An 11991-nucleotide genomic window follows, 5' to 3' on the forward strand; every position below is an offset into this window, starting at 1 on the left:
CGCAGGACAATCAACTTCGCCCGCTTCGTACACCTCGCGGCAATAAGGGTCTGGATGCGATGAATGTCGATCAGTCCTAGTATCCGGTCACCCTCGTAGTCCTCCCACCGGATCCGCGTAATTTCCTCGATCCGGCGCGTCGAGAAAATGGCGAAGGCGAGAATGTGCATCATGGGAGAGGCATTGGCCCGCCGCTCCATGAAGTGCTTCATCAGCCTGTCGAGTTCGTCGAGGGTAGGGCGACGGTCGCGCTCGTTGCTTCTGGCGATGAGGCCGAGACGCCGGGCCACCGCAAGGGCGTCGACCATGGCATGTTTGTCCAGAGGATAGTCCCATGCCGGCTTTGCGACTTCCATCACCGCCGACAGGCCGCTGAGATAGCCTGCGACCGTCGACGCCTTCCGGGTCTTCGCGAGGTCGCTCGCAAAATCCACGATGCGCTGGCTTGTAATGTCATCGCACCGCGTCTCGGCGAATTCTGATTTGCTCAGGAAGTCCATGACCTGAGCGCGAGACGGGCCGATGGATCGCTTGTTCTCGGCTGTAAACCGCTTGATGGCGTCGGCGAGCGTGATGACTGGCCGCGATGCCCGGTCGAGCGCTCCGGGCTCGCGTAGCTCCGTTTCCCGCTTGGCGATCCAGGCAGCGGCAATCTGCTTCCTGTCAAACGTCTTGCTTTCGCGGTATACGATGTCACCGCCCCGCATGATGACAATTTTCGCCATATAGGCGTTGCTGCCATCCTTGCGTTTGCGGGTAAGGATCGTTCCCATCGGTTGTTACAAGCCCCAAGCGGTTGTTACTTTGTAACGACTAGCCCGAAAAAATGCCCCTGAAAACCGAAAAATACGCAGCCATACGCACCATGACAGACGCCGCCGGACAGCCGGAAACCCAAGGCACGCCAACGATTCCCGCCAATCCCTCGCCCTGGCGTTTCTGCGTGGCTCCGATGATTGACTGGTCGGATCGGGAATGCCGGTTCTTTCACCGGCTGATGAGCCGTCGCGCCCGTCTTTACACGGAGATGATCACAACCGGGGCCATCATTCATGGCGACCGGGCGCGGTTGCTGGGGTACAGCGGGCAGGAGCATCCTGTCGCCATCCAGCTTGGCGGCAATGATCCGGCGGTCCTGGCGCAGTGCGCCCGTGTTTGCGCTGATCTGGGCTATGACGAGATCAACCTCAATGTCGGCTGTCCGTCAGATCGGGTGCAGGATGGGGCTTTTGGCGCCTGTCTGATGCGGCAACCGGCGCTGGTGGGTGATTGCGTCGCCGCCATGAAGGCGGCGGTGCGCATCCCGGTCACGGTGAAGTGCCGCATCGGCGTTGATGATCAGGATCCGGAAGTCGCGCTTGAGGAACTGACCGGCGCCGTCGTCACTGCCGGCGTCGACGCTCTCATTGTGCACGCGCGCAAGGCCTGGCTGCAGGGGCTGTCGCCGAAGGAAAACCGCGACATCCCGCCGCTCGACTATGCGCGGGTCCATCGCCTGAAACAGGCCTGGCCCGATCTGCCGGTCGTCCTTAACGGCGGCCTTGGGTCGATCGGGGAGGCGGCGCCGCATCTGTCGGGGCTCGATGGCGTCATGCTGGGGCGCGCCGCTTACCAGAATCCGGGCCTGCTGCTGTTGGTCGATCCAGAACTGTTCGGCGATGCGCCGCCCGTGGCCTGTGAGCGCGCCGCGCTGGAGGCGCTGCTGCCCTACATCGACGAACGCCTGGAGGCGGGTCTGCGTCTGTCTCAGATCACCCGCCATTTGCTGGGGCTGTTCCCCGGGCAGCCTGGCGCCCGGGCTTTCCGCCGCCATCTCGCCACGTACGCCACAAAGCCTGGCGCGGACCGGCAGGTGCTCATTGATGCGATGAATCTGGTGCGGCCCTTCCCGGAGCGCGTCGCGGCGCAGTAGGGCGCTTGCCGCCCTCCCGCAAGGCTGGCAGTCTTCCCGGCAAGCATTCCCTGCAAGGCGAGCGCCTTCGTTCGCTGGGAAAATGCTTCAGGCAAAATCAGGGTGATGCGGCGCAGAACGACCGGCCACCTGAGCAACGGGAGAACGCCATGGCCGATGCAGCGCACGCCGATGCGGGGCAGCAACCGAAATTCGATCCGCTATCGCGCCCGCTTGTGCCGCTGCGGGGTTTTGACGAGTTGAAGGTGGGCGAGCGTTATCCATGCCCGGCGCGCACCATAACCATGGCGCATTTCTCGGCGTTTCAGGTGGTCAGCGGCGACAATCACCCCATCCACTACGACAGGGACTATTGCCAGGCGACCGGCTACCCGGACCTTCTGGCCCACGGCCTGCAGGTGCTGAGCGCCACGGCGGCGGGCGCGGGGCTGTTTCCGCATGTGATTGGCCCGAAGCTGGTTGGCTTCGTCGAGGTGCAGGCCAGGTTCCTCAAGGGCGTTTTTCCAGACGACACCCTGTACCCGTTGCTTGAAATCACCGAACTGGTCCGCCAGCGCAGCACTGGCCTCGTGCACATGCGCGCCACGGTGGAGAACCAGAAGGGCGAACTGGTGCTGGATGGGCGTCATTCCTATCTGCTGCGGCTGTAGGGCCACGCGTAACGGCGAGCATGTCTCTGGAGCCCGCTGGCGCCCTTCACCCGGAGGGCGGCGGGGAGTATAGCAGCGGGCATCCAGACGCCGTTGGCGTCTTCAACCATTCAGGTTTTGGGGCGGTTCTCGCTCCGCCAAATCGGGTTCGGGCCAGCGGGCCGGCCAGCTGCGCCGGTGGGACGCTGGCGCGCGCCGGCAACAGGAACGACATGGCCCCCAGCTTTTCAGGACTTCCGTTCGACGACATCCGCCACATGATTCGTGAATTGCCGGGGCCGGATGTGGACGCCGCCGCCAATGTGCGCGAACGCGACGCAGAACTGACCAAGCCGGTGGGCTCGCTGGGGCGGCTGGAATCGCTGGTGGAATGGCTGGCGGCCTGGCAGGGACGCTCGAAGCCGTCGGTCAACCGGCCGGTGGTGTGTGTGTTCGCCGGCAATCACGGCGTGACGGCGCGCGGCGTCTCCGCCTATCCGCAGAGCGTCACCCGACAGATGCTGGAGAATTTTGCCGCCGGCGGCGCCGCGATCAACCAGATCTGCGCCGCTTACGATCTGGGCTTCAAGGTGTTCGATCTGGCGCTGGACGTGCCGACCGGCGACATCACCTGCGAGGACGCGCTGGACGAGAAATCCTGCGTCGCCACCATGGCTTTCGGCATGGAGGCCATTGCTGGCGGAACCGATCTGCTGTGCCTTGGCGAACTTGGCATTGGCAACACCACCGTCGCCGCCGCGATTTTCGCCGCGCTCTATGGCGGCGATGCGGCCCATTGGGTTGGGCGCGGCACTGGCGTCGATGACGCGGGCCTGGCGCGCAAGGTTGCCGCCGTCGAGGCGGCGCTGGCCCACCACGGCGCCAATCTGAAGGACCCGCTGGAGATTTTGCGCCGCATCGGCGGCCGGGAGATCGCAGCGTCCGCCGGCGCCATTCTGGCGGCGCGGGCCCAGCGCATTCCGGTGGTGATCGACGGCTATGTCATTACCGCAGCCGCCGCCATCCTGCACGCGCTGGAGCCGACGCTGATCGACCATTGCGTCGCCGGTCACTGTTCGGCGGAGGGCGCGCACGCCGATGTGCTGGCGCGGATTGGCAAAAAGCCGATCCTTTCTCTGGGCATGCGCCTTGGCGAAGGCACAGGGGCGGCGCTGGCCGCTGGCGTCATCCGCGCCGCCGTTGCCTGCCACAACGACATGGCCACGTTCGCGATGGCGGGCGTCGCCGGCAAGGACGTTTCCGGGTGAGCCGCCGGTCGCGCCAGGGGGCGTTTTTCTCCCCCAGGCGCTTCAGCGCCTCCGATGTGCTGCTGGCGGCGTCGCTGCTCGCAGCGTGCGCCGCCGTGGTTACCATGTTGCCCGAGAAGGAGAAGGGCGAACTGCTGCAGGGGCGGGCGCGGGCCATCGACGGCGATTCCGTCCGCCTGAATGGCGTGGAAATCCGCCTCGCCGGGCTGGATGCGCCGGAGCTGCGCCAGACCTGCGAGCGCAACGGCCAGAGCTGGAATTGCGGCGAGGCCGCCCGCAGTTTCCTTGCCACGCGTCTTGGCCGCGCCGAGGCAAACTGCCGGAGCCAGGGGCTGGACCGTTATGGCCGCACCCTGGCGGTCTGCTCGGTGATGGGAGAGGACATCAACGCCGCCCTGGTTCGCGAGGGCATGGCGGTGTCCTATGGCGCTTATGGGCGCGAAGAGGCGGAGGCGCGCGCGGCGCGGCGCGGCGTCTGGGCCGGGCAGTTCATGACGCCGCAGGAGTGGCGGCGGCTGCATCCACGCCGCGACCGGAGCCCCTGAGGCTGGAACCCTGGCTCTTTGCCCAGGCATGCATGGGTATTCCACCCGGCAGTTGGGTTGCGGCAATGGCGGGCTTTGCAGGCCGCGGCTGCGCCAGCAGGCTCAGGGCGCGTTGTGGTGGACGCACGCAGCTTCCGCAAAACAGTCGCGAACGACGATATATGCTCCCATCGCATGGCATGTTTTTCACCCATGCGTCATCGATCTCGTCTTACCTAAAGTCATGTGCGCTGGCGCACGTACGCAAGGGAGTGGGCGCCGTATGGTCAAGCCATCAAATCCCGACGACCTCCGTAGAGATTTGACACAGCCCCCCTGAAGGCGTCGCGTTCCCCCCACGCGGCGCCTTTTCTTTTGCGTCGCCGCGATCTGCGACTGCCGCAAGGCCCCGGGCAGCCGCAGCTGCGTATCCTGGGGGGCAAGGGCCGGGCAGGGCGCGCCGGGACGCGACCCGCGCCAGATCAGGACGCTACGGAAAATCCGGATGTCGACGACAGAATTTTGTCGCAGCCGGGAACCTCACGGCGCTGTCGACGTTAAGCATAGGATCGCAGCGATCATTCTGATCCTGACCCCGATCTTGAGACCCTCCTGACTACAGGGCATGTCACGCCGTGGTGTAACGTCACCCGGCGATGCATGCCCTTTTTCTTTGACGCCTTTCGCTGAAGAGTTTTCCTGGCATGTCGCGGATCACCAGGGGCGAATCCGTTTCACCCATCTCTGGCGGCGCCAATCCATGCGCCGCGCAATTTGGCGGGAGGCGTTTGCTGGAGCAGCGGCTTGCCTGCATCGCGCGCTGGCGCGGCGGCCCCGCTTCGCCCCGTGCGTGTGGGTAAGAGGCGGGGGCGTCTCCCGAACCTGTTGACCTCCCGGAGGCGTGATGTTCCCCTGCCGCCAACAACGTATGGGAGCCAGGGATGAAGCTTTACGAAACGCCGCGCACGCCGAACCCACGCCGCGTGCACATTTTCATGGCCGAAAAGAACATCGACATCCCCCGCGTCGCCATCAGTCTGGCGTCGGCGGAGCACAAGGGAGAGGCATTCCGCAAGGTGACGGCCGTGCAGCGCGTGCCGGCGCTTGAGCTGGATGATGGAACCGTGATCGCCGAGTCGGTGGCGATCTGCCGGTATCTTGAGGAGTTGCATCCCGAGCCGGCCCTGTTCGGCCGCGACGCCCGGGAGCGGGCGCTGGTTGAGATGTGGAACCGCCACGTGGAGTTCTACCTGGCCCAGCCGATCTTCGCCGCCTTCCGTCACGTCAACCCGGCGATGGCCGCCATGGAGCAGCCGCAGATCGCCGAGTGGGGCGAGGCCAACAAGCTGAAGGCCGTGGATTTCATGCGCGTGCTGGACCAGGAGCTGGCGAACCGCGCATTCATCGCTGGCGATGGGTTTTCCATTGCTGACATCACCGCCATCTGCGTGGTTGATTTCGGCAAGGTGGCAAAGATCGCCGTGCCGGACGATCTGCCGAACTTCAATCGCTGGCGGGCGGATGTCTCGGCCCGCCCCAGCGCCAGCGCGACCTGAGCATGCGCGTAACGGTCGTCGGATGTGGCGACGCATTTGGGGCGGGAGGCAGGTTCAACACCTGCTTCCTGGTCCATGCGGGCGGCCGGACGCTTGCGCTGGATTTTGGCGCATCCTCGCTGATAGCCCTGAAAAAGCTGGGGCTGGCGTCGACGGATGTCGACGCCGTGGTGGTCTCGCATCTGCATGGCGACCACTATGGCGGCCTGCCGTTCCTGCTGCTCGACAGCCAGTATGAGGCGCACCGGCGGCGCCCGCTGACGCTGATGGGGCCGCCAGGCATGGCGACGCGCCTGCCGACGTTATGCGAGGCCATGTTTGCGGGAACATGGAACACCTCATGGCGGTTTCCCATGCATCTGGCGGAGTTGCCGTTGCGGACGCCGGTGGAGATCGCCGGTTTTACCGTGGAAAGCATTGAGGTGATCCACCCCTCCGGCGCGCCGGCCACCGGGCTGCGCGTGCGCCATGGCGAACGCCTGCTCGCCTTCTCCGGCGACACCACATGGACCGATGCGCTGGTTGACCTTGCAGACGGCGCCGACCTGCTGATTCTCGAATGCATGGGGCGCGGCAAGGGACGCTATGGCGTCGTGCCGTCACATCTGGATCTGGAGGTCATCGAGGCGAAGCGCGACGTCCTGCGGGCGCGGCGCATCATGCTGACCCACATGGGGCCGGGCATGCTGACGGATGAAGCAGCCGCCCACGCGCACGCGCGCGGCTACATGCTGGCGCGCGATGGGCTGGTCATCGAGGTGTGAGCGTGGCCTGACCCGCCCGCAAGCCCGCAAGCCCGCAAGCCCGCAAGCCCGCAAATGCCGGAGGGCGTTTTCCGCGCGCCGGGATCGCGGGACAGGGCAGGTTGCTCAGGCCTTGCCGGCTTTCGGCAGGCGGGCGATCAGGCTTGAGGTGTCCCAGCGCGCGCCGCCGAGCGCCTGCACTTCGCCGTAGAACTGGTCCACCAGCGCCGTCACCGGCAGGCTGGCGCCGTTGCGGCGGGCCTCGGCGAGGCAGATCGACAGATCCTTGCGCATCCAGTCAACCGCGAAGCCAAACTCGAACTGGCCGGCGTTCATGGTCTTGTGGCGGTTCTCCATCTGCCAGGACTGCGCCGCGCCCTTCGAAATCACGTCCACCACGGCCTCAACATCAAGCCCGGCGCGCTGGGCGAAGCTGACGCCCTCGGCCAGGGCCTGCACCAGGCCGGCGATGCAGATCTGGTTGACCATCTTGGTCAGTTGCCCGGCGCCAGCCGGCCCCATCAGCCGGCAGGCCCGGGCGAAACTGGCGATGACAGGCTCCGCCTTCGCGTACTGCCCGGCGTCGCCGCCGCACATGACGGTGAGGGCGCCGTTTTCCGCCCCGGCCTGGCCGCCGGAAACCGGCGCGTCGATGAAGCCGAGGCCGCGCCCGGCGGCCTCCGCCGCAAGTTCCCGCGCCACATCGGCGGAGGCGGTGGTGTGGTCCACAAAGATCGCGCCGGGGGCCATGCCATGAAAGGCGCCATCCGGCCCGGTCGTCACCTGCCGCAGATCATCATCATTGCCGACGCAGGCGAAAACCAGGTCGCAGCCAGCGGCCGCCTCGCGCGGCGTCGCAGCAACGCGCCCGCCATGGCGCGCCGCCCAGGCCTCTGCTTTGGCCGCGGTGCGGTTGTAGACCGTGACCTCGTGTCCGTTGGCCCGCAGATGTCCGGCCATGGGAAAGCCCATCACGCCCAGACCCAGAAACGCCGTCTTCGCCATGCCGCACTCCTCTTGCGCCTGCCGGAGCGGAATTTGCCCACACCGGCCGGGCTCCCGCTCTACCGCGTTATTCATACCGTTTCATCAGCCTGAAGGGGCCACGACCCTGTTGCGAACGCGCGTTCGTGCAAGGACCAAGCTGCGTTCGGGCAAGATGCCATGGCGCGTTCGCCCAAAACGCCGCGCCGGGCGGGAAAAATCCATCCGGCCGGGATGAAAATGCGTTTCGCCGATTCAGGTTTGAACGGAAACCGCCCCGGATCCTTCATAGAGCATCTTCAGGCAAAGTGGATACCGCCGCTGGGGGCCCGGCTGGGCCACAGGCGCGCGCCACGGACGCATTGACCGCTCGCGGGAGGGCGCCCCATATCAACGCCATGATCACCAGGGACCAGGTGCTGGCGGCGCTCGCCCGCGTGCCCGGACCGGACGGCGTGACGCCGCTGCCGGAAACGGGCCTCATGTCGGATGTCGCCATTAATGGCGACCGCGTTTATGTGGCGATCCGCACGGAGGCGGCGCGGGCCGCCGCCATGGAGCCGTTATGTCGCGCGGCCGAGCAGGCCATCGCCGCGCTGCCGGGGGTTGCTGGCGCGCTTGTCGCGCTGACCGCCGAGACGGCGCCGGGGGCTGGCGGGCGCGCCGCTCCGGGCGCAGGTCGGGGGGCTGGTGGTCATGGCGCAGGCCATCGCGCCGCTCCTGGCGCAGGACATGGCGCTGGCGCCTCGCGGGCCGCCGCCGGGCGCAATCGCGCCGCCGTGCCGGGCGTGCGCCACATCGTGGCGGTCGCCAGCGGCAAGGGCGGCGTTGGCAAGTCCACAACCGCCTGCAATCTGGCCCTGGCCCTTTCGGGGCTCGGTCTCAGCGTCGGCCTGCTCGACGCGGACATTTACGGCCCCTCGGCGCCGCGCCTGTTTGGCATTTCGGAAAAGCCGGAGATGCTTGAGAACCGCATGCTGAAGCCGCCGGTGCGGTGGGGCGTGAAGGTGATGTCCATCGGTTTTCTGGTCGATCCGGAGGCGGCCATCATCTGGCGCGGCCCCATGGTGATGTCGGCCCTGCAGCAATTGTTGCGCGAGGTGGTCTGGGGCGATCTGGACGTGCTGGTGGTGGACATGCCGCCTGGCACGGGCGACGCCCAGCTCACCATGGCGCAGAACGTGCCGCTGGCGGGCGCGGTCATCGTCTCCACGCCGCAGGACCTGGCGCTGATCGACGCCCGGCGCGGTGTTGCCATGTTCGACAAGGTCGACGTGCCGGTGCTGGGCGTGGTGGAAAATATGTCCACCTTCATTTGCCCGGCCTGCGGGACCCGCTCGGATATTTTTGGCCATGGCGGCGCCCGCCATGAAGCGGAGCGCATTGGCGCGCCGTTCCTTGGCGAAATCCCCTTGCACATGACGATTCGCGAGACCTCGGACGCTGGCCGGCCGGTGGTGATCTCGGAGCCGGAAGGGCCGCACGCTGCAGCCTACCGCACCATCGCCGAAGCCATCGCCGCCCGCCTGGTCGCTGGCGCCGCGGCCCGACAGGCGCCGCGCATCGTGATCGACTGATCGCGCCGCCAACCCGCTCCCCCCGGCAAGAGGGGGCGGAAGGGAGAGGTGAGAGGGCGTCGCGCGTTGGGGTCCCGCTTCGCGTCTTGGGAGCGCGTTGCGCATTGCGTGCGATCCGGGCGTTGCCCTCTGGTCAGCAAGCGCTGGCTCCGCGCGTCCGTGAGGCCGCGCATTGCCCGGGCGGTCTCCTCACCCCCAAGGGCAACAATCATCAGAATGGAGGGCGGCGTTCTGCTCCCTGAAGGGGCATGGGCTCCTCAAAGGTCCTGGCCCGCTGAAGGTTCGCCGCTCCCGGGGGGGGGCTTGCGCCCGGGCGGCTCCCGGGAGGGGTGGCGGGGCGTGGAGGCGGTCCATTACGGAATGATACATTCGTATTACGACGTATTGTCGCAGAATATTTCTTGAATGAATAAAAAGTGACAAACTTGTTTTCAGAATAATTATGATTTGCCGCGCGCAGATGTCGCGGTTTGCGGTGAGATTTGCTGCTTTACTGCCGGGGTGGGGTTTCATAGCATTTACAGGCTGGAGCGTGCGCGCGCCGGGTGCGCGGGCCGCGGGAATCAATTGGGTTTCGGAGCGGCAGCTCCGGATGCGCATGGAAGAGGAGGCGCGCATGGCAGGCCGCCACGATATTCCGTTTTCGATCCGCTCCGCGCCCGCCGCTGCGGCGATGGGCGGGGTCGGCGGCGCCTTTCAGAAGGCGCGGCGAGTGCGCTCGCCGGTGGTCGGCGCGGTTCTGCTGACGGTTGTCGGCGGATACGGCGTTCTGATCGGTGAAACCGGGCGTGAGGCGTCCGCGCCGGGGCCGGCTCAGACGGGCCTTGCCCAGGAACAGCGCCGGACGGCGGTCGTATTCCCTGAGAGAAATGCGCAGTTGTTGTCGGTTGCGCGTCATGTGGTCTGGCCGCCCGCCACTGGCCGTTGACGGGGCGCGCTGCCCCAGCCGGCGCTTCACCGGAGTGGAGCGGGGGCGTCTCTCGATCTGGCCAGGCGTCATCTGGCTCAGGCGTCATTACCCAGGCGTTCTGCTTCTGACGTCCACGTCAATCCTGTGGCGTCTCAACCAATGTATGATGCCATGGCTGGTAATTTCTGTTGCGCGATGCTTGCCGCGCTGGTTTTCTCTTGCACGTAATAAATGGTTCGGTTCCGGAACCGCAGGAGGAAAACGCGATGAAGCGTCGTCAGTTTTTGCAGGCTGCCAGCACAGGCGTTGTGGGCGCTGCGGTTGCTTCTCCGGCTATAGCCCAGTCTGCGCCTGAAGTACGCTGGCGCTGCACGTCAAGTTTTCCAAAATCGCTGGATACCATTTTCGGGGCGGCGGAAGACTTCTCGAAAGCCGTTTCGGATATGACCGACGGCAAGTTCCAGATCCAGGTCTTCGCGTCGAATGAAATCGTTCCAGGTCTGCAGGCGCTGGACGCTGTCCAGGCCAATACCGTGGAGATGTGTCACACGGCTTCGTATTATTACGTCGGCAAGGATCCGACTTTTGCCTTTGGTTCGGCGATCCCGTTTGGCCTCAATGCGCGCATGATCAATGCCTGGTTTCTCACCGGCGGCGGTCTCGACCTGATGAATGAGTTCTACAAGAAGTATAACGTGACCATGCTGCCCGGCGGTAACACCGGCACCCAGATGGGCGGCTGGTTCCGCAAGGAAATCAATTCGGTTCAGGATCTGAACGGGCTCAAGATGCGGATCGCCGGCATTGCCGGCCAGATTCTGCAGCGTCTGGGCGGCGTACCGCAGCAGATCGCCGGCGGCGACATCTATCCGGCGCTGGAAAAGGGCACCATCGACGCCGCCGAATGGGTCGGGCCGTATGATGACGAGAAGCTCGGCTTCGCGCGCGTCGCCAAATATTATTATTATCCCGGCTGGTGGGAAGGCTGCGCCGCCCTGAACTTCTTCATCAACCAGGCCAAGTTCAATGAACTGCCGAAGACCTATCAGGCTGTGGTGCGCACCGCAGCGCTGATGGCCAACCAGCAGATGCAGGCGAATTACGACACCAAGAATCCGGGCGCCATCAAGCGCCTGGTCGCTGGCGGCGCCCAGCTGCGGGCGTTCCCCCAGGACGTCATGGAGGCCTGCTACAAGGTCTCAAATCAGCTGTATGATGAGATCTCGGCCAAGAATCCGGAGTTCAAGAAGGTCTATGAGGCTGTCCGCACCTTCCGCAACGATTCATATCTGTGGTGGCAGGTCGCTGAATATACCTTCGATAATTTCATGATCCGCGCCCGCGCGCGCGGCTGAGGCCTTCCGGCAAAAGTCGGCTCCTCTTTTCGGAAGGGGCCGTATCGCCCAGGAGGGGCAGGGCGCCTTACGCCAACAGGGTTTTGCCAGCAGGACTTGACCGGAAAAGCGCCGGCGTCCGGCGGCCGCGTGAGAACGGTCATGTTCGCAGGACGAACGCCAGCCTTTTGGGGCTGGCGTTTTGCTTTTGCGGGCATTGCGCCGAAGTCGTTGCAGGGGCGGGCTACTGGCCGCGCGCTGCGGCGGGAGCATCGCCTGGACGCCGGTCGGAAGGGGGCTGATGATGCGCAACCCGCAAAAGGCCTCATCAGCGTGACGCATGCCCTTGCAGGGCCGGACGCGCGCCGTTCAGGTCTGGCCAGAAACCGATGCGTAATAGCGCATGTGCAAAAGCAGACGTGTCAGACCCACGGGTTTGGTGCTACGGGCATGAGGTTGCCAGAGCGCGGCTCCATGATTCTGGCTGAATCGATCCTGGTTGAATGCGTCTGACGCGTGGGCAGGCCTTTCGGGCGCGGCGGGCCTCGCTCCAG

10 protein-coding genes and 1 pseudogene are annotated in these 11991 nt (G+C 65.6%); 9 read left to right on the forward strand and 2 right to left on the reverse strand.

Annotated features, from left to right (window positions below; translation table 11 throughout):
- Positions 1-773: pseudogene (locus ACERNI_RS12210) on the reverse strand (hypothetical protein); the annotation flags it as partial.
- A 92-nt stretch (positions 774-865) separates the two neighbouring features.
- On the opposite strand from ACERNI_RS12210, the gene dusA reads away from it, so the two are divergent.
- The 6 genes from dusA (at position 866) to ACERNI_RS12240 (ending at position 6653) form a co-directional block, all read left to right on the forward strand.
- Positions 866-1912, forward strand: coding sequence for a tRNA dihydrouridine(20/20a) synthase DusA (gene dusA, locus ACERNI_RS12215; RefSeq protein ID WP_448833567.1), 1047 nt, complete (start codon positions 866-868; stop codon positions 1910-1912).
- 149 nt (positions 1913-2061) lie between these two features.
- Positions 2062-2562, forward strand: coding sequence for a MaoC family dehydratase (locus ACERNI_RS12220; RefSeq protein ID WP_448833568.1), 501 nt, complete (start codon positions 2062-2064; stop codon positions 2560-2562).
- Positions 2563-2774: 212 nt separating this feature from the next.
- Complete coding sequence (gene cobT, locus ACERNI_RS12225; RefSeq protein ID WP_448833569.1) at positions 2775-3809, forward strand: nicotinate-nucleotide--dimethylbenzimidazole phosphoribosyltransferase; 1035 nt, start codon at positions 2775-2777, stop codon at positions 3807-3809.
- On the forward strand, positions 3806-4354 hold the full coding sequence (locus ACERNI_RS12230; RefSeq protein ID WP_448833570.1) for a thermonuclease family protein: 549 nt from the start codon (positions 3806-3808) through the stop codon (positions 4352-4354). The genes cobT and ACERNI_RS12230 overlap by 4 nt, the downstream gene beginning before the upstream one ends.
- Before the next feature lie 920 nt (positions 4355-5274).
- Positions 5275-5889: a glutathione S-transferase family protein gene (locus ACERNI_RS12235; RefSeq protein ID WP_448833571.1), complete on the forward strand. Its 615-nt coding sequence runs from the start codon at positions 5275-5277 to the stop codon at positions 5887-5889.
- A 2-nt stretch (positions 5890-5891) separates the two neighbouring features.
- Entirely contained in the window at positions 5892-6653 is a 762-nt protein-coding gene (locus ACERNI_RS12240; protein ID WP_448833572.1) for an MBL fold metallo-hydrolase, read from the forward strand.
- Between the two features lie 105 nt (positions 6654-6758).
- Here the strand turns inward: ACERNI_RS12240 and ACERNI_RS12245 are convergent, their stop codons facing one another.
- Complete coding sequence (locus ACERNI_RS12245; protein ID WP_448833573.1) at positions 6759-7637, reverse strand: NAD(P)-dependent oxidoreductase; 879 nt, start codon at positions 7635-7637, stop codon at positions 6759-6761.
- Between the two features lie 377 nt (positions 7638-8014).
- Between ACERNI_RS12245 and ACERNI_RS12250 the strand changes: the two genes are divergently transcribed.
- The 3 genes from ACERNI_RS12250 (at position 8015) to ACERNI_RS12260 (ending at position 11458) form a co-directional block, all read left to right on the forward strand.
- Positions 8015-9193 carry an Mrp/NBP35 family ATP-binding protein gene (locus ACERNI_RS12250; protein ID WP_448833574.1) on the forward strand — a complete coding sequence of 393 codons (1179 nt, stop codon included), beginning with the start codon at positions 8015-8017 and terminating at the stop codon, positions 9191-9193.
- Between the two features lie 598 nt (positions 9194-9791).
- Positions 9792-10121, forward strand: a complete 330-nt coding sequence (locus tag ACERNI_RS12255) for a hypothetical protein (RefSeq protein ID WP_448833575.1) — start codon at positions 9792-9794, stop codon at positions 10119-10121.
- 248 nt (positions 10122-10369) lie between these two features.
- Positions 10370-11458, forward strand: a complete 1089-nt coding sequence (locus ACERNI_RS12260; RefSeq protein ID WP_448833576.1) for a TRAP transporter substrate-binding protein — start codon at positions 10370-10372, stop codon at positions 11456-11458.
- Positions 11459-11991 lie beyond the last annotated feature (533 nt).

It is taken from the genome of Camelimonas sp. ID_303_24, from assembly GCF_053543495.1.

Bases quoted from the DNA above. Each gene is read 5' to 3' on its own strand.
- ACERNI_RS12260 (WP_448833576.1), top strand. From the start codon at position 10,370: ATGAAGCGTCGTCAGTTTTTGCAGGCTGCCAGCACAGGCGTTGTGGGC.
- ACERNI_RS12255 (WP_448833575.1), top strand. From the start codon at position 9,792: ATGGAAGAGGAGGCGCGCATGGCAGGCCGCCACGATATTCCGTTTTCG.
- ACERNI_RS12220 (WP_448833568.1), top strand. From the start codon at position 2,062: ATGGCCGATGCAGCGCACGCCGATGCGGGGCAGCAACCGAAATTCGAT.
- ACERNI_RS12240 (WP_448833572.1), top strand. From the start codon at position 5,892: ATGCGCGTAACGGTCGTCGGATGTGGCGACGCATTTGGGGCGGGAGGC.
- ACERNI_RS12235 (WP_448833571.1), top strand. From the start codon at position 5,275: ATGAAGCTTTACGAAACGCCGCGCACGCCGAACCCACGCCGCGTGCAC.
- ACERNI_RS12250 (WP_448833574.1), top strand. From the start codon at position 8,015: ATGATCACCAGGGACCAGGTGCTGGCGGCGCTCGCCCGCGTGCCCGGA.
- dusA (WP_448833567.1), top strand. From the start codon at position 866: ATGACAGACGCCGCCGGACAGCCGGAAACCCAAGGCACGCCAACGATT.
- ACERNI_RS12245 (WP_448833573.1), bottom strand. From the start codon at position 7,637: ATGGCGAAGACGGCGTTTCTGGGTCTGGGCGTGATGGGCTTTCCCATG.
- cobT (WP_448833569.1), top strand. From the start codon at position 2,775: ATGGCCCCCAGCTTTTCAGGACTTCCGTTCGACGACATCCGCCACATG.